The following is a 16,969-nucleotide window of genomic DNA, read 5'->3' as shown; positions in this document are numbered from 1 at the left end:
TAAAAAAGCTTATCAAAAAAGCGGCAGGGAACCCCCGCCGCTTTCTGTTGCTTGTGATACAGACTTACTCTGCAAAGCCGGACTCCACCAGCTTGATCAGGCCGTCCACGGCAGCCTGCTCATCAGCGCCGTCAGCGATGATGCGGATGGTGGTGCCGCCAACGATACCCAGAGACAGAACGCCCAGCAGGCTCTTTGCGTTCACGCGGCGTTCTTCCTTTTCGACCCAGATGGAAGACTTGAACTCGTTTGCCTTCTGGATAAAGAAGGTAGCCGGACGAGCGTGCAGACCAACCTGATTTTCAACGGTAACTTCTTTTACGTACATAGTAAAGCGCTCCTATCTAATATCGTTTTGGTGTACAAAAGCATAGTGTGCCTGTTGTGTTACACTCATTTTAGCGCAAGTCGAAACGGTTGTACAGTCCCCTTTTGCATTTTTGGCGCTTTTCCCAATGAAACAGGGAGCATTTTTCAGGTTTTGTACAAAGATAATAAAATTATACCCCGAAGGTTAGAGGGGTAATACAAAAGTTTTCAACAACTTTTAGACTGCCGGGGAGTTTTCCTCTGAATTTTGTGTATTTTTACCGATATTTCCGGCGCGGCTCACTCCTGCGCAGGGCCTGCGTAGCGCATCTGCACCAGTGCGCATTTACGCGTCACGGTAGGGTATTGCTGCGGGTCAAATTCCAGACTGATGCTTCCGTCCAGCTGCCAGCCCATGCGGGTATACAGCGCAATGGCGCGGGTGTTGGTGTTCAGCACACTCAGCACCGGGTGTGCGTGCTCCGGCAGCTTTTTGCGGGCAAAATCCAGCAGCTTTGCGCCAATGCCGTTGCCCCGGGCTTTTTCCGTGACGAACAGGTGCTCGATATGCCCCGCCTTATGGCTGACGCACACCATGCCGTCCGGCACATCCTTGGTGGTGTGCAGGTAGCACACCCAGCCCGCCGCCTTTTCCTGCTGCAATTGCAGCAAAAACTGCGGCTCGGTCAGGGTGCGGCAGTATTCCGGCGTCCAGTTGTCGGCGCAGACAGTCTGCCGTCCCTCGGCAAACAGCTTTGCGGCGGCGGCAAACTGCTCGGCGGTCTTTACCAGCCGGACATTCTCGCCCCGCTTCCACTTGGGCACTTCGGCAATGGGGTGGCTCATGCACCACTGCTCGTACAGCTCCGGGCGGCGCAGACGGGTGCGGGTGCGGCTTTGCTCGCCGCGCCACGCGTCGATTTTTGCATGGTCGCCGCCCAGCAGCACCTCGGGCACGGCACGGCCTTCCCACACCTCGGGGCGGGTGTACTGGGGGTATTCCAGCAGACCGTCCCAGTAGCTTTCCTCCTCGTAGCCCTTCTGCTCGGCCAGTACGCCGGGCTTCAGGCGCAGTACGCTGTCTGCCACCACAAGGCTGGCCAGCTCGCCGCCGGTCAGGATATAGTCACCGATGGAGATCTCCTCGTCCGCAAAAGCTTCAATGACACGCTCGTCAATGCCCTCGTAGTGGCCGCAGACCAGCGTCAGGTTGTCATATTCAGCCAAGCGCTTTGCGTGCTCCTCGGTGTAGCGCTGGCCGCCCGCCGTCAGGAACACGATATGCGGGGCGGGGCGTCCCTGCTGGGCCACCTCGCGCTGCACCGCCCGCAGGCAGTCCGCGATGGGCTGGGCGTACAGCACCATGCCGCAGCCGCCGCCGTAGGGGTAATCGTCGGTCTGTTTCTGCTTGTTCAGGGTATAGTCCCGGATCTGGTGGCAGTGAGTCTCAATATAGCCCCGCTTTGCTGCCCGGCCGATGATGCTGGCATCCAGCACCTGCTGGCACATCTCCGGGAACAAGGTCACGATATCCACACGCATTCCCATGGCTTACTCCTCCTCCCGCTCGCTGTCAAAGTCGTCATCCAGCAGGCCGGGGATGGGGGTGACGAGGATATATCCCTCCGGCGGGTTGCGCTCTTTCAGGAAGGCATCCACCCCGGGGAACATATACTCCTTGCCGCCGGGTGCCTTGACGGTGTAGATATCCTGCGCACCCGGGTGGTCCACGCTGGTCACTACGCCGTACACCTTGCCGGTATCAGCGTCCCGTACCTCGCACCCGATGAGGTCTGCCACATACCACCGGCCTGCGGGCAGAGTGGCATCGTTGCGGTCAAAATAGAACACCTGCCCGCGCAGCGCCCGGGCGGCGTCCATGTCGCTGACCCCCTCCAGCTGGAGCAGCGCCATCTGCCCCTGCGGACGGATGGAAAGGATCTTATATGCTTTGCCGCCCTGTGCCGAAGGGTACAGGCGACCCGCTTTTTTCAAAAAATCCACCCCGTCGCACCAAAGCTCCAGCTTCATTTCCCCGCGCACACCGTGGGTGGTAACAACTTTTCCGGCTTCCAGATATTGCTGCATCGTTTTCTCCTGTAAGAACCCTCTCAGTCAATGCCTGCGGCATTGCCAGCTCCCCCGAAGGGGGAGCTTTTTGACGAAGAGGTGGTGTATTGCTTGTTTGTTCAGAATGCTCCTGTGTACAGTCTGCTCCAAGCTCCCCCTTTCGGGGGAGCTGGCGCGAAGCGCCTGAGAGGGTTTTCTATAACCAAAAAGGCCCCTTGCCGCAAGGGCAAAGGGCCAGTAGGGTGCTCAGTCGATCTCAACAAGGACCTTTTCATCGACCCGCACAGCAGCCGCGCGCATCACCACACGAATGGCTTTTGCGATCCGGCCCTGCTTGCCGATGACACGGCCCATATCTCCCTCTGCCACGCTCAGGTGGTAGACGATGGTACCGTCCTCGCGGGGCTCGTCCACCGTGACCTTGACGGCGTCCTTGTCCTCCACGAGACCGCGGGCAACTGCCAGCAACAGCTCCTGCATGAGTCAGCCCTCCCCTACTTACAGAATGTTGGACTTCTTCAGCAGGACACGAACGGTATCAGTGGGCTGAGCGCCGTTAGCGATCCACTGCTTTGCCTTCTCGGCATCGATCTTCACCTCAGAGGGCTCCTTGTTGGGATCGTAAGTGCCGATCTCCTCAATGAAGCGGCCATCGCGGGGGAAGCGGCTGTCAGCAACGACAACACGATAGAAGGGAGCCTTCTTGGCGCCAACGCGGCGCAGACGAATCTTAACTGCCATAATAGATATCCTCCAAAAATTGTTGTTTTTGATATATGTTACAAACCCCGCCGGGGTTGTATACCGTTGTTATTTCAGTCCGCGGAAGGCGTTGGGGTTGCCCATCATGCCGCCCAGACGGCGGGCAAAACCCTTGGGGCTCTTCTTGAACTGCTTCATCATCTTCTGCATCATCTCGTACTGCTTGAGCAGCTTGTTCACATCCTCCACACGGGTACCGCTGCCTGCGGCAATGCGGCGCTTGCGCTTGGGGTTGATGATGGAAGGTTTTTCCCGCTCTTCCTTGGTCATGGAATAGATCATGGCCTCGATGCGGTCAAAGGCTTTTTCGTCGATCTGGCTGGCGTCGATGCCGGAAGCACCGGGCAGCATACTGAGCATCGCGCCTGCACCGCCCATCTTGCGGATCTGGGCGAACTGCTCCAGCATATCGTTCATATCGAACTTGTTTTCCATCAGCCGCTTGGCGGTCTCCTCGGCAGCCTTTTCGTCGGCGGCATCCTGTGCACGCTCGATCAGGCTGAGCACATCGCCCATGCCAAGGATGCGGCTTGCCATGCGGTCCGGGTGGAACACATCCAGATCATCCAGCTTTTCGCCGGTGCCCTGGAACTTGATGGGCTTGCCGGTAACGGCCAGCACGGAAAGCGCTGCACCGCCGCGGGTATCGCCATCGGTCTTGGTGAGGATGATGCCATCCACGCCCACCGTCTCGTTGAAGGTCTTAGCCACGTTGACGGCATCCTGACCGGCCATGGCGTCCACCACCAGCAGGGTCTCGTCCACGGGAACGGCGGCCTTGATGTCCACCAGCTCCTGCATCAGCACTTCATCGATCTGCAAGCGGCCTGCCGTATCCAGAATGACGATGTCGTTGCCGTAGTCCTTGGCATGTGCCAATGCCTTGCGGGCGATCTCCGGTGGCTTTGCGCCGGGCAGGGTGAACACCGGTGCACCGGCCTGTTTGCCCACCACCTGCAGCTGGTCGATCGCCGCAGGGCGGTAGATATCGCAGGCCACCAGCATGGGGCGGCGGCCCTGCTTGATATAGAACTTGGCAAGTTTTGCCGCGTGGGTTGTTTTACCGTTGCCCTGCAGGCCGCAGAGCATGATGACCGTCTGGCCCTTGTTCTTGATGTTCAGGCGGGCGGCCTCGCTGCCGCCCATGAGGGCTACCAGCTCCTCATTGACGATCTTGACCACCTGCTGGGCGGGGGTCAGGCTCTCCATGACCTCCTGACCCATGGCGCGCTCGGATACCTTTGCGCAAAAGTCCTTGGCAACCTTGTAGTTGACATCGGCCTCCAGCAAAGCCATCCGCACCTCGCGCATGGCGGCTTTGATATCTGCCTCGGTCAGCTTACCGTGACCGCGCAGCTTTTTGAATACACCGGCAAGGCGGTCGGTCAGGGATTCAAATGCCATTGTGCGGTGCTCCTTTCAAAATTCGATCAGCTTTCGTTTGCTTCATCCATCGAGCGGATGATCTCCAGCATTTTTGTCAGCGTTTCCACATATTCCGTGGTGGTGATATTGGCGTGGGGGCCGGTGCACTCGAACCGGGTGTCGATGACCAGCTGTTCCAGCTGTTCCAGCTTTTGCTGCACCCGCCGGTAGCGGGCTGCAAAGCCTACCTTTTCTTCCAGTTCCTTCAGGGTGGTCTCGCCGTGCTTGATGGCGTCCCGTGCGCCCTGCCGGGTGATGCCGAAGTTCTCGCCGATCTCGCTCAGCGAAAGGTCATCGTTATAATACTGGCGCAGCATCTCGCGCTGCTTCTGGGTAAGCACCTCGCCATAAAAGTCCAGCAGATACCCCATTTCCAGATCTTTTGCCATTGCTGTTGACCCCCGGTGCGCTGCTGTCTGTACTTGCTATGTTGTAAAGTTTTTTTGCTTTACGGATGGAGTATACCAGAACCCCTGCCCCTTGTCAAGGGGATTTTGGAGTTTTTTCTGAAATATCTGCCCAAAATTCGCTGTTTTTGCCAAAAGGCATCTTGACGCAGCCGGGGGCTTTGCGTTAGGATAATAGTGTTGTATCCCAAGAGAAAGGAGTGCCCTTGTGCCGATCTACTCTAATTTTTACCAGACCCTTACCACTGCCTGTCCCATTGTGGAGCTGCGGGGCTATGCCGCCGCCTGCGGGCTGAAGGGGCATCTGTACGCTTATCTGGATTTTAACGGCCCCACCGGCACCGCCCGGGACGGCCTTGCCGAGGGGATGCTGGCCCTTGCCATTGAAAAAAAGCAGCTTGCCCCGGGGCAGCCCATCATCGAGGCGGCCTCCGGCCCATTTGCCACCGCCCTGACGCTGGCCAGCCTGACCGCTGGGCATCCCATCGTGCTGGTGATGCCGGAGGACGCCCCTGCCCTGCGACAGGAGTACCTGCTGCGCTTGGGCGCACAGATCCGGCACAGCCCCGCCCGCAGCGGTCTGGCCGGGGCGCGGGCGCTGGCGGCGCAGACTGCCGCCGCGAACGGCTGGTACTATATGAACTGGCTGGCCAACGATGATAACCCGGAGTACCACCGCCGGGTCACCGGCCCTGCCATCGTGCAGAGCATTGCCCGGCAGGACCAGAGCCTTGTGGACGCCATTACCATCGGGGTGGGCAGCGCCGGCACGGTGACCGGCGTGGGCGAGACCATCAAGGCATGGACGAACGATGTGCGCATCGTGGCGGTGGAGCCGTACGAAAATCAGGTGCTGGGCGGCGGGCTTACCGGCCCCCACGGCATCCCGGATATCGGCTACGGCATCGTGCCGGAAAACTACAACAGCTATGTGGTGGATAACGTTTCCGCCGTGGCAAGCCGGGACGCCCAGCGGGCTGCCCAGCAGGTGCTGCGCACCGATGCGATCCCTGCTTCGGTCAGCGCCGGTGCTGCCCTGCACGCCGCCGCCCAGCTGCTGGCCAACTGCAACAGCCGCGCTGCGCTGGCCATTTTCAGCGGACGCGCCAGCATCGTGTAAGCGGCTGCTTCTGTCAATAGGAAAGAAGGACGTTTTTCATGACCAAGGACATGACCAGTGGCGCCATTACGCCGTTGCTGATCAAATTTACCATTCCGCTGGTGCTGGGCAACCTGTTCCAGCTTACCTACAACGCCGCCGACAGCATCATTGTGGGCAAGTTTGTGGGCGAGGACGCACTGGCTGCCGTGGGCACCTCCAACCCCCTGATGACCCTTGCCATCCTGTTCATCAACGGGATGTGTCTGGGCGCAGGCATTCTGGTCAGCACCGCCTTTGGCGCAGGAGATACCAAGCTGGTGGAGCGGCAGGTATCCACCACCGCCATTGCGGGCACGATGTTCTCTTTGACCTTCTCTGCCCTGTGCGTGCTGCTGGCAGACCCGTTGCTGCGGCTGCTGCAGGTGCCCGCTTCCATTCTGCCCATTGCGGTGAACTACCTGCGCATCGTATTTGCGGGGCTGATCTTCACCTTCTTTTATAACTTCCTTGCTGCCACCATGCGTGCGCTGGGCGACAGCAAGAGTGCGCTGTATTTTTTGATGATCAGTGCGGTGCTGAACATCGGCGGCGACCTGTTTTTTGTGGAGGCACTGGGCTGGGGCAGCGAGGGCTGCGCCCTTTCTACCGTGCTCAGCGAAGCTGCCTGCTGTCTGCTGTGCGTGGTGTACATCCGTTACAAGGTGCCGGTCCTGCAGCTGGGCAGGCGGTGGCTGGTGTATGACGGCAAGCTGCTGCGCAAAACCGTAAGCTACGGCTGGGCCAGCGCCATGCAGCAGGCCACGGTGCAGCTGGGCAAAATTGCGGTGCAGGCCATCGTGAACACCATGGGCGTCAACGCCATGGCGGCCTTTACCGCCGCCTCCCGCATCGACGACTTTGCCTACACCCCGCAGCAGAACATCGGCCACGCCATGACCACCCTGATGGCGCAGAACCGCGGCGCGGGCAAGGCCGACCGGGTGCGGCAGGGCTACCACTGCGGGATGCGCATCGAATTTGTCTATGCGCTGCTGCTTACCGCCGTCTGTCTGCTGTTTGCCGAGCCCATCATCCGGCTGTTTGCCACCGACCCCGCCGTGGTGGACTTGGGTGTGCGGTTTTTGCGCACCATCTCGCTGTTTTATCTGATGCCCGCCGCCACCAACGGCATTCAGGGCTTTTTCCGCGGCATGGGCGACTTAAAGGTCACCCTGAACAGCAGTATGCTGAACATGGGTGGCCGTGTGGCTGCCGCCGCATTGTTTGTGCTGGTGATGAAGATGGATATCGAGGCTTTGCCCTTCAGCTACGCGGCGGGCTGGCTGCTGATGCTGCTGTACGAGCTGCCCCTGCTGGTGCGTTTTCTGCGCAGCAGCGAGATGTAAGATAAAAAACAATGCCGGAGCGCTGACGCTCCGGCATTGTTTTTTTATAGATATGTTTTACTTGGTGCCGTAGATACGGTCGCCTGCATCGCCCAGACCGGGCACGATGTAGCCATTCTCGTTCAGGCAATCGTCCTGTGCGCCCAGATAGATGTCCACATCGGGGTGTGCCTCGTGCAGAGCCTTGATGCCCTCCGGTGCGCCCAGCAGACCGATGAACTTGATGCGCTTTGCGCCGTGCTTCTTGATCTGGGTGATGGCGTCGATGGCGCTGCCGCCGGTAGCCAGCATGGGATCCAGCACCAGAACGTCGCGCTCAGCGATATCCTGCGGCAGCTTGCAGAAGTACTCCACAGGCTGCAGGGTCTTTTCGTCGCGGTACAGGCCGATGAAGCCCACCTTAGCAGCGGGCAGCAGGGTCAGCATACCGTCCAGCATACCCATACCGGCGCGCAGGATGGGCACCAGAGCCAGCTTGCGGCCTGCCAGCACCTTGGTCTTTGCCATGGTGATGGGGGTCTCGATCTCCACCTCTTCCAGCGGCAGATCGCGGGTAGCCTCGTAGCACAGCAGGGTTGCGATCTCGCCAACGAGGTCACGGAACTCCTTGGTGCCGGTCTGTTTGTTGCGCAGCAGGCTGATCTTGTGCTGCAGCAGCGGATGTTCAACGATCATCGGGGTCATAAAAACACGCTCCTTAATTTATATAGAACATTCTATCGGGTACTGATCTGTGGCCTTGCCCACCCGGTGGGCGCATAAAAGGCTTTTTTCACAGAGAAGCTGCAAGCACGCTTGAACTCTCTATGAAAAATGCGTTTGTCGCGGCCTGCGGCCGCGCTAAACATTCAATTTCCGCTTCAGAGAAAATCAGCGGTTTTCCAGTGCGGTCAGCTTGTCGATGCGGCGCTGATGACGGCCGCCCTCAAACTGGGTGTTCAGGAAGATGTCCACCAGCTGGCAGGCAAGGCCTGCGCCCACTACGCGGCCACCCATGCACAGGGCGTTGGCGTCGTTGTGGCGGCGGGTATACTCGCAGCTGAAGCTGTCGGAGCAGCAGCAGGCGCGGATACCCTTGATCTTGTTGGCTGCCATGCTGATGCCCACACCGGTGCCGCAGAACAGCAGTGCCTTCTCGCACTGACCGCTCACCACTGCGTCACAGGCGGGCACAGCCATATCGGGGTAGTCCACGCTGTCGGTGCTGTGGGTGCCAAAGTCGATATACTCCAGACCAAGCTCCTCCAGATGTGCCTTGACAGCCTCTTTCAGTTCAAATCCGCCGTGGTCGGCGGCAAGTGCGATGGGTTTTGCCATGGAAAAACGTCCTTTCCCTGTGAGTGGTCACAGTTCCGCTTTTATTATTTGTTTGCTGCGGCTTCGGCAGCCAGACGCTCGGCCCGCTCCCGCTCCGCCTGACTCAGGCGGTGGTAGTCCGGCAGCAGCGCCTCCGGCAGCACAGCCTGCCCGGCTGCGGCCATCTGCTTTGCCACAAGTGCTACGGCAGCGGCACGACCGCCCCGCAGCGCCGGGGGTGTTTGCAGCACACCCGCCACATTACTGTATTTATTATAGCACAGACCCGCGCCATCACCAACAAAAAACAGGGGCTTTTTGCAATTTTCTACAAAATCCGCCAGATCTGTCACTGCCCGGGCGTCGTCGTCCAGCAGGCGGGCGTGAGTGGCAAGGTCAAAGGCAGCGCTGTATACCTGTGCGCGGCGGGCGTCCAGTGCGCAGAGCACCGTACCCTCGCCGGTGTGGGCAGCAGCCAGCGCTTCCAAGGTAGACACCGGGGCGCACAGGGTCTCGCGCGGGAAGGCCAGACCCTTGACGGCGGCCAGCCCGATGCGCAGGCCGGTGAAGCTGCCCGGGCCTGCGTTGACAGCGTACAGGTCGATGTCCGCGCAGGTCAGCCCGCACATCTTTAAGCAGGTGTCGATCATAGGCATCAGCGTTTCGCTGTGGGTCATGCCGCCGTCCAGATACACCTCGTACAGCAGGCGGTCGTCCTGCAGCAGCGCTACACCGGCGGTCTTGCCTGCCGTATCCACGGCCAGAATATTCATACCGTCACCCCCTCAATGGTGATCTTGCGGGTGGTATCGTCCAGACGGTCGATGTTCACCCGGATGGGGTTTTCCAGCGCCAACAGGTCGGCAAAGTTTTCGCTCCACTCTGCCGCCACCACAGCGCCCTGATCCAGATAATCGTAGAAGCCCGCCGCGCACAGATCGTTCTCGGTGGAGATGCGGTACAGGTCAAAGTGCGCCAGCGGACGCGGGCCCCGGTAGTAGTTCACGATGGCAAAGGTGGGGCTGGACACCGGGTCGGTGCAGCCCAGACCCTCGGCAAGACCCTCGGTAAAGGCGGTCTTGCCTGCGCCCAGACCACCGGTAAAGGCGATCAATGCCCCGGGAGCCAGCACAGCGGCCATCCGCTTGCCCAGCGCCACCGTCTCGGCGCGGGAATGGGTGATATATTCTGACATGAAGGTTACCTCATCGTTTCAAAAAAGGGATGGCAGACACTCTGCCATCCCTAAGTATAATATAAAACACACAAAAGTGCAATGGTCAGGCGGCAGCAGGGGTCTGCTCCGCTATGCCGTTCGCTGCCGTGCCGGGCGCGGTGAGCCGGGCGGTGCTATCGCCCTGAATGATGGGGTAGGACGCCGCCGGGTGGGGACGCCGTCCGGTGTTCTGGTTGATGTACCATACGATGTCGTTTTCGCCGTAGACCTCAAGGCCGTAATCAATGGCCTGCTGCAAGGTCTCGCCCTCGATCAGGCGGTTCACGGTCGCCCACAGCATACTGCGGGAATACACGCTGTACACGTTGTTTACAAAACCCGCCACGGCCTTTGCCCCGCCGGAGAGCAGCCCGTCCGAAAGGGTGGTGTCCACATGGCCGCTGCGTCCGTAGAACTCGCAGGTCTCCGAGAGCACGATGGTGCCGTTCAGCTTACCGCCCCGGTAGGCATTGCCGAAAAAGCCTCCGGTGACGGCGTAGCAGCCGTTTACCTTGATGACCCGGTGGCTGAGCAGATCCATGCCGTAGCGCAGGTCGTTCCAGAAATCAGATTTTTCCAGCAGCAGGAGGATGGGCGCGGTGGCCTGTTTTTTCCACAGCCAGCCATACTCATAGGTGTAGTACGCGCCGTGGGCGCTGAGGATGGCAAGGTCGTAGTCCGCCATCCGCTTCAGGTCGGAGACGGTCACCATCATGTCCAGATGGGTGTCCAGCCCGAAACCGTTCCAGTAGTCCTTCATATAAGAATAGTAGGGGTAGCGGTTACTGTTGACCCCGTTATCAAAGGCATAGTAGATGACTGCATTGCCCACGGTGCCGTTCTCGGCGGCGAGCAGGGCGGGCGCATCCTCCAGCTCCGGCCCGGGCAGGGCGGCGTCTGCCTCGCTCTCGGTGTCGGTGAGCAGAATACCGCCCAGCGCGCCGCAGCTGTAAGTAAAGCTTATCATGCCGTTTTCCGCATCCACATAGATGCTGTCCTTTTTTACAAGCCCCTGCGCCGCCAGCGCATCCAGCTGCGCCAGCGCTGCGTCCTGACGCTCTTCTTCCGACATTCCGGCGTAAGCGGCGCTGTCGGTCAGGGCGGTGACGGCGGCATCCGTCTGCTGCATCTCCTGCACCTCAGAGGCGGTCAGGGTCTGGGGGGTGCCGGTGGTCTCCTCCGGCACGGCGGCTACTGCCGGGCACACTGCCGTAAAGGCCAGCGCAATGGCGCACACCGCGCTGAGCAGGCGGCGATAAACTGTATGTTCCATTTCTTCTTTTCCGTTCCTCTCCCCCGGCACACTGCCGGGGCTGTTGTACGCAAGGCTGCGTCCACAGGTTCATTGTAGGGTGCCGCCGGGGCTTTGTCAAGCTTCCCGGCAATGTTTTACCATTCCGTCACACACGGCGCATTGCATTGGCACGGGGATTTGTGTATAATAGCGATATGCTGGGTTTTTATCGCCTGTACGCAGGCGCACCCCGGCAGACTGTTCTGACGAAAGGCGGTGCTTTCCTTGGATAGCATTCGACAATATTTTAAGCGCACCGATAAGATCTATCTGCTGCTGTGCATTTTCAGCAGCGTTATGGCGGTGCTGGCGCTGTCCTCCTGGGCAGCCAAGCAGGGCAATGGCTTTGCCACCGACGAGGTGACCGGTGCCATCATCGGCATTGGCGACTACCGCCGCGCACTGGTGCAGGCGGGCGCTGCCGTCATTGGCATCGTGATCGCGCTGCTGCTCTCCTGCGTGGACTACCGCAGCCTTGTAAAGGTGTGGCCGGTGCATGTTGCCCTGACGTGGGGTCTGGTGCTGCCCACGCTGGTCATCCGCAACGTATCCATCGGCCCACTGACCATCGGCTACAACGCCGGTGATACCGACAACTACTCGTGGTACAAGCTGGGCGGCTTTACCTTTCAGCCCACAGAGCTGGCAAAGATCAGCTTTATCCTGACCTTTGCCATGCACCTGAACAACGTGCGCAGCCGCATCAACGAGCCAAAGGAGCTGGCAAAGCTGCTGCTGCACCTGCTGGTGCCCATTGCCATCATCCATGTGCAGGGCGATGACGGCACGGCCATCATCTACGGCATCATCGGCTGCTGCATGATGTTTGCGGCGGGGCTGAGCTGGAAGTATATCTTTGCAGCCTTTGCGGCGGCGGGCGCTGCCGTGGCGGTGGCCTTTGCCTTTTTCAGCGATAAGATCGGCAAGGGATACCAGTGGTACCGCATTCTGGCGGTGCTGGACCCGGAAAACACCACCGGCTGGGCCCCCAGCGAGACGGTATGGAAGAACATCATCTACCAGCAGCAGCGCGGTGAGATCGCGCTGGGCTCCGGCGGCATCTTTGGCAACGGCCTATTCACCGGCCGGTATTACAGCGTGCCCAACGCCCACAACGACTTTATCCTCAGCTGGATCGGCAACGCGGCGGGCTTTGCGGGCTGCTGCGTGGTGCTTGGCGTTCTTCTGGCGCTGGTGATCAAGACCTTTGCCACCGGTGCCCGCAGCGAGGATCTGCTGGGCAGCTACATCTGCGCCGGTATCGGCGGTGCCCTGACGGCGCAGATCGCGGTGAACGTGGGCATGAACCTGCGGGTGCTGCCGGTCATCGGTGTCACGCTGCCCTTCTACTCTGCCGGCGGCAGCTCGGTGCTTATGCTGTATATCTGTGTCGGTTTAGTCCTTTCTGTATACTCTCACAACACCAAAAGCCTGTTCGGGTAAAGAATATTCTATAAGACAAGGACGTGCAGCCCGCAGGCTGCTCGTCCTCGCTTTTTTATCTTTCCAGCTTTTCCAGTTCCACCACCGGCCAGCCAAGGGCGCGGATGGCGCTTTCATCGTGGGTGGCCAGCAGCACCGGCTTGCCCGCGCAGCGCTGCCGCAGCAACGCCGCCGCCCGCTGCAGGGTGTCCGGGTCCATGCCGGTAAAGGGCTCGTCCAACAGCAGGGTGTCGCTGGGGGCCCATAGCGCCCGCAGCAGCGCCACCCGCCGCTTTTGCCCGCCGGAAAGTCTGCGGGCGGGCAGCTGCAAGGCGGCAAGTTCCATTCCAAGCTGTTGAAAATCGCTTATAATTTGCTCTTTGTACTGGTCTTCCGTCCCCGGCAGCACCAAAGTGACGTTCTGCACTGCGTTCAGCTGGAGGCAAAGGCGGTCCTCCTGAAAGATCGCCGCCACCCGGCCCACGCCCTCCACGCTGCCGGTGGTGGGGCGCTCCAGCCCCATCAGGATGCGCAGCAGGGTGGTCTTGCCCCAGCCGCTGGGCGCCCATAGCACCACGGGGGCGTCCACCTCCATGCACAGGTCGGTGAAGAGCGGCGCTGTGCCGAACCGCTTTGTCAGGTGTTGAAGCTTCAGCATTTTGCCCCCTCCTCTCCCAGCACTGCACCTACGGCTTTATCCAATGCAAACAGGAACAGCTTTTCAAAGCCTGCGCTCAGCAGGATGATGACAAAGGTCCACGCAAACAGTTCTCCGGTGGAAAGGGTGATCTTGGCACGATAGAGCGCATCGCCAATGCTGCCGTTGGGCAGACCGATGACCTCGGCCGCCACGCCGCTTTTCCAGCAGATGCCCAGCGCCACGCTGCACCCCTGCCGGAAGGCCGGAAGCACCGCAGGCAGCCAGATCGCCCGCAGACGGCGCGTCGGCGGCAGACGGAACACCGCCGCCATCTCCAGCAGCTGCACGTCTGCCCCGGCAATACCGGTGCGCACCGCGCCGTACAGCACCGGCAGCACCATTAAAAAGCTGATGAGCACCGAAAGCGCACTGCCCCGCACCCAGACCAGCGCCAGAATGATAAAGCTTGCCACCGGCGTGGCCTTGACCAGCTGCATCACCGGAGCCAGCAGCGCATCGGCGGCGCTCCACCGGGCGGAGAACACCGCCAGCACCACGCTGACCACTGCGCCCAGCACAAAGCCCAGTAAAATGCGCCCGGAGCTGAAGCCCACCCGCTGCCAGAAATCCGCCCTTGGCAGCAGCTGCACCAACGTGCGCAGCGCCTGCACCGGCGATACCAAAAACACCTCCTGTCCGATGGCCATAGCTGCGGCCTGCCAGACCGCCAGCCAGAACGCCACCGCCAGCAAACGGCGAAAAAACTGCTTGTTTTGCTTCATAAACTGCCCTCTTCCCCTGCCTATTATAAGGTATAGTATACCATACCGTCCCGCAAAGGGGAATGACCTGTGCACCACCTGCGGCGGGTCGGCTCAGACCATATATACTTTTATTCAACTGTCGTATGCTTGACATGAATTTGCATCCAGTGTAAACTGGATACAGTATGCGGTGCAACTTTGCACCGGCGCAGGAAAGAGGGGACGGCATTGACACAAGCGCTCAAGGGCCGCAAGCTGTTGCTTGTCGGTTTTACGTTATTTTCCATGTTTTTCGGGGCGGGCAACCTGATCTTCCCGCCCGATCTGGGTGCAAAGGCCGGGGTAAACTTCTGGCCCGCCTTTCTGGGGCTTGCTATCAGCGCCGTGGGGCTGCCGGTTGCGGGGGTCATCGCGGTGGCACGCGCCGATGGTCTGGACAAGTTGGCCGGGCGGGTGCACCCGGTGTTTGCGCAGGTGTTCATGATTTTGATCTACCTGTCCATCGGGCCGTGTCTGGCCATTCCGCGCACCGCAAGCACCTCGTTTGCCATGCTCACCCCGCTGCTGGGCAGCAGCGCCGGGCTGCAGCTGGGGTATTCCGCGCTGTTCTTTAGCGCGGCCTTTCTGGTGGCGCTGCACCCGGACAGGCTCACCCGCTGGCTGGGCAGGCTGCTCTGCCCCTGCCTGCTGGTTCTGATCCTGATCCTGTTCGGCGGTTGTCTGCTGCACCCGCTGGCGGCGCAATACGGTACGCCCACCGAGGCGTATCGTTCCGCTGTTGTATTGCAGGGCGTATTGTACGGCTACCAGACCATGGACGCCCTTGCAGCGCTGAACTTTGGCGCGGTCATCGCCATGAACATCCGGGCGCAGGGCGTCGCCCGGGAGCAGGACGTGCAGCGCAGTGCCATCCGCGCCGGGCTTGTGGCGGGCGGGCTGCTGCTGGCGGTCTACGCCATGCTGGGGCACGCCGGAGCACTGACCGGTGCCGCCGTACCCGGCCTTGCCACCGGTGCCGAGGTGCTGACCGTGCTTGCCGAGCAGCTGTTCGGCAAAGCAGGGTTGGTGCTCCTTGCGGCCATCTTTATGCTGGCCTGCTTCAACACCTGTGTAGGGCTGATCGCCTGTGTGGGAGAGTATTTCCACACCCTGCTGCCCCGCATCCCCTACCCTGCCCTTGCCGCCTTTTTTGCCGCTGCCAGTATGCTGATCGCCAATCTGGGGCTGGCAGAGATCCTGCGCTTGTCCGTCCCGGTGCTCAACGCGCTGTACCCGGTGGCCATTGTGCTGATCGCACTTTCCTTTGTGCCCGGGCTGGAGCAGCGCCGCCGGGTCTATCCGCTGTGCATCGGCTGCACCGCCGTGCAAAGCATTGTTGCCGCGCTGCCGCTTGGCCCGCTTTCTGCCCTTGCCAACGCCCTGCCGCTGGCGGCACTGGGCTTTGGCTGGGTGCTTCCGGCTGCTGCCGGGCTGCTGGCAGGCATCCTTTTAAGCAGAACTGAAGAATAAAGGAGATTTTACTATGATCCAGCCCATCATGCACGACCCGCTGTTTCTGGCGCAGAAGTCTGCCCCTGCCACCCCGGAGGATGCCCCCCTTGCGCGGGACTTACTGGACACCCTGACCGCCCACGCCGACGGCTGTGTGGGCATGGCCGCCAACATGATCGGCGTGCTCAAGCGCATCATCGCGGTGGAGGCCGAGGACGGGTATCTGGTGCTGTTCAACCCGGTCATCCTGAAAAAGTCCGGCCTGTACGAAGCCGAGGAGGGCTGTCTTTCGCTGGAAGGCGTGCGGAAAACAAAGCGCTGGCAGAGCATCAAGGTGCAGTACCAGACCATGGACGGCAAGCCGCGTATCAAGACCTTTACCGGCTGGACGGCGCAGATCATCCAGCACGAGATCGACCATTGCGACGGAATATTGGTTTAAGCTTTTATCACGCACAAAGCCCCCGAGGGTGTGACCCCCGGGGGCTTTGCTATGCTGTAACAGAGATTTCGGAATTTTAGCCCTTGACGCCACCAAGCGCAACGCCGCGGACGATGAACTTGGACAGCAGCAGGTAGACGATGATGACCGGCAGAATAGCGATGGCCACCATCATGTACACCTTGCCCATATCGAACTTCAGGAAGTCCGCGCTGCGCAGCTGGGCGATCAGGATGGGCAGGGTCTTTTTGTCGGCGGTGTCCAGCACCAGAGCCGGGATGAAGTAGTTGTTCCAGCTGGCCACGAAGGAGAAGATGGCCTGCACAGCCAGAGCCGGCTTCATGATAGGCAGCACGATCTTATTAAAGGTATAGAACTCGCCTGCACCGTCAATGCGGGCGGCCTCCACGATCTCCATGGGAAGGGAGGCGTCCAGATACTGCTTCATGAAGAAGAACACCGTAGGTGCTGCAATGCTGGGGACGATCAGGGGGATGAAGCTGTTTTTCAGGCCCATCTTGGAGATCAACTGCAGAAAGCCCAGTGCGGACACCTGTGTGGGCATGGTCATGATGAGCAGGATCAGGGCAAAGGCGGCTTTTTTGAACTTGAAGTTATAGGCGTAGATGCCGTAGGCCGTCAGCGCCGAGAAGTAGACGCTGAGCGCTGCCGAGCAGGCAGACACCAGCAGGCTGTTGCGGATGCCGCTTACCACAGGGATGTTGGCGTCCGTAAGCACGTTGCGGAAGTTTGTGATGATGGACTTGCCCGGCATCAGCGAGAAGCCCTTTTGAATTTCGAAGTGGGTGCGGGTGGAGTTGATGATCAGCACATAGAAGAAGAACAGGCACAGAAAGCTGATCAGCACCAGCACCAGATAGCACCACGCACGGCGGGCGGTCAAAATCGCCTTTTCGGACTGGTTTTTAGGCGTATGTGCCATA

20 protein-coding genes are annotated in these 16,969 nt (G+C 60.2%); 5 read left to right on the top strand and 15 right to left on the bottom strand.

Features of this window, described 5'->3' with window-relative positions:
• Positions 1–64: 64 nt before the first annotated feature.
• From ACXPUX_RS06300 to ACXPUX_RS06270, 7 genes are all read right to left on the bottom strand, one after another.
• Complete coding sequence (locus ACXPUX_RS06300) at positions 65–328, bottom strand: HPr family phosphocarrier protein (RefSeq protein ID WP_005920365.1); 264 nt, start codon at positions 326–328, stop codon at positions 65–67.
• Between the two features lie 281 nt (positions 329–609).
• Positions 610–1,857: a tRNA (guanosine(37)-N1)-methyltransferase TrmD gene (gene trmD / locus ACXPUX_RS06295; protein WP_458830843.1), complete on the bottom strand. Its 1,248-nt coding sequence runs from the start codon at positions 1,855–1,857 to the stop codon at positions 610–612.
• A 3-nt stretch (positions 1,858–1,860) separates the two neighbouring features.
• Positions 1,861–2,397: a ribosome maturation factor RimM gene (gene rimM / locus ACXPUX_RS06290; RefSeq protein ID WP_458830841.1), complete on the bottom strand. Its 537-nt coding sequence runs from the start codon at positions 2,395–2,397 to the stop codon at positions 1,861–1,863.
• Positions 2,398–2,625: 228 nt separating this feature from the next.
• Entirely contained in the window at positions 2,626–2,859 is a 234-nt protein-coding gene (locus ACXPUX_RS06285; protein ID WP_005920371.1) for a KH domain-containing protein, read from the bottom strand.
• A gap of 18 nt (positions 2,860–2,877) precedes the next feature.
• On the bottom strand, positions 2,878–3,120 hold the full coding sequence (gene rpsP, locus ACXPUX_RS06280; RefSeq protein WP_022257433.1) for a 30S ribosomal protein S16: 243 nt from the start codon (positions 3,118–3,120) through the stop codon (positions 2,878–2,880).
• A gap of 69 nt (positions 3,121–3,189) precedes the next feature.
• Positions 3,190–4,545 carry a signal recognition particle protein gene (gene ffh, locus ACXPUX_RS06275; protein WP_005920375.1) on the bottom strand — a complete coding sequence of 452 codons (1,356 nt, stop codon included), beginning with the start codon at positions 4,543–4,545 and terminating at the stop codon, positions 3,190–3,192.
• Between the two features lie 26 nt (positions 4,546–4,571).
• On the bottom strand, positions 4,572–4,955 hold the full coding sequence (locus ACXPUX_RS06270; RefSeq protein WP_458830838.1) for a sigma factor-like helix-turn-helix DNA-binding protein: 384 nt from the start codon (positions 4,953–4,955) through the stop codon (positions 4,572–4,574).
• Between the two features lie 226 nt (positions 4,956–5,181).
• Here ACXPUX_RS06270 and ACXPUX_RS06265 point away from each other — a divergent pair, with 226 nt between their 5' ends.
• A complete protein-coding gene (locus tag ACXPUX_RS06265) occupies positions 5,182–6,093 on the top strand; it encodes a pyridoxal-phosphate dependent enzyme (RefSeq protein ID WP_458830836.1) in 912 nt (303 codons plus the stop codon).
• Positions 6,094–6,131: 38 nt separating this feature from the next.
• Positions 6,132–7,460 (top strand): MATE family efflux transporter, encoded by a 1,329-nt coding sequence (locus tag ACXPUX_RS06260; RefSeq protein WP_458830834.1) that lies wholly within the window; start codon positions 6,132–6,134, stop codon positions 7,458–7,460.
• 57 nt (positions 7,461–7,517) lie between these two features.
• On the opposite strand, the gene upp is transcribed toward ACXPUX_RS06260, so the two are convergent.
• The 5 genes from upp to ACXPUX_RS06235 form a co-directional block, all read right to left on the bottom strand.
• Positions 7,518–8,144, bottom strand: coding sequence for a uracil phosphoribosyltransferase (gene upp / locus ACXPUX_RS06255; protein WP_349152539.1), 627 nt, complete (start codon positions 8,142–8,144; stop codon positions 7,518–7,520).
• A 186-nt stretch (positions 8,145–8,330) separates the two neighbouring features.
• The gene (gene rpiB / locus ACXPUX_RS06250) at positions 8,331–8,777 is read right to left on the bottom strand and encodes a ribose 5-phosphate isomerase B (protein WP_112090383.1); all 447 of its coding nucleotides are present in this window, start codon (positions 8,775–8,777) and stop codon (positions 8,331–8,333) included.
• A gap of 44 nt (positions 8,778–8,821) precedes the next feature.
• Positions 8,822–9,529 (bottom strand): tRNA (adenosine(37)-N6)-threonylcarbamoyltransferase complex dimerization subunit type 1 TsaB, encoded by a 708-nt coding sequence (tsaB, locus tag ACXPUX_RS06245; protein WP_458830831.1) that lies wholly within the window; start codon positions 9,527–9,529, stop codon positions 8,822–8,824.
• Positions 9,526–9,951 (bottom strand): tRNA (adenosine(37)-N6)-threonylcarbamoyltransferase complex ATPase subunit type 1 TsaE, encoded by a 426-nt coding sequence (tsaE, locus tag ACXPUX_RS06240; RefSeq protein WP_236131348.1) that lies wholly within the window; start codon positions 9,949–9,951, stop codon positions 9,526–9,528. Before tsaE ends, tsaB begins: the two co-directional genes overlap by 4 nt.
• 85 nt (positions 9,952–10,036) lie before the next feature.
• Positions 10,037–11,245, bottom strand: a complete 1,209-nt coding sequence (locus ACXPUX_RS06235) for a hypothetical protein (protein ID WP_458830828.1) — start codon at positions 11,243–11,245, stop codon at positions 10,037–10,039.
• Between the two features lie 246 nt (positions 11,246–11,491).
• Between ACXPUX_RS06235 and ACXPUX_RS06230 the strand changes: the two genes are divergently transcribed.
• Positions 11,492–12,709, top strand: a complete 1,218-nt coding sequence (locus ACXPUX_RS06230) for an FtsW/RodA/SpoVE family cell cycle protein (protein WP_458830826.1) — start codon at positions 11,492–11,494, stop codon at positions 12,707–12,709.
• A 55-nt stretch (positions 12,710–12,764) separates the two neighbouring features.
• On the opposite strand, the gene ACXPUX_RS06225 is transcribed toward ACXPUX_RS06230, so the two are convergent.
• Together ACXPUX_RS06225 and ACXPUX_RS06220 are read right to left on the bottom strand one after the other, a co-directional pair.
• Entirely contained in the window at positions 12,765–13,346 is a 582-nt protein-coding gene (locus ACXPUX_RS06225) for an ABC transporter ATP-binding protein (protein WP_458830825.1), read from the bottom strand.
• Complete coding sequence (locus ACXPUX_RS06220; protein WP_458830823.1) at positions 13,340–14,110, bottom strand: ABC transporter permease; 771 nt, start codon at positions 14,108–14,110, stop codon at positions 13,340–13,342. The genes ACXPUX_RS06225 and ACXPUX_RS06220 overlap by 7 nt, the downstream gene beginning before the upstream one ends.
• A 210-nt stretch (positions 14,111–14,320) precedes the next feature.
• On the opposite strand from ACXPUX_RS06220, the gene brnQ reads away from it, so the two are divergent.
• A complete protein-coding gene (gene brnQ, locus ACXPUX_RS06215; RefSeq protein ID WP_458830822.1) occupies positions 14,321–15,601 on the top strand; it encodes a branched-chain amino acid transport system II carrier protein in 1,281 nt (426 codons plus the stop codon).
• Positions 15,602–15,614: 13 nt separating this feature from the next.
• On the top strand, positions 15,615–16,025 hold the full coding sequence (locus ACXPUX_RS06210) for a peptide deformylase (RefSeq protein WP_458830821.1): 411 nt from the start codon (positions 15,615–15,617) through the stop codon (positions 16,023–16,025).
• 76 nt (positions 16,026–16,101) lie between these two features.
• On the opposite strand, the gene ACXPUX_RS06205 is transcribed toward ACXPUX_RS06210, so the two are convergent.
• Complete coding sequence (locus ACXPUX_RS06205) at positions 16,102–16,968, bottom strand: carbohydrate ABC transporter permease (RefSeq protein WP_005920400.1); 867 nt, start codon at positions 16,966–16,968, stop codon at positions 16,102–16,104.
• Between the last annotated feature and the right edge of the window lies 1 nt (position 16,969).

It is taken from the genome of Faecalibacterium sp. PGM34, assembly GCF_054456555.1.
Note: the sequence above shows the minus strand (reverse complement) of the source record. Positions and strands in the feature narration are given on the sequence as shown.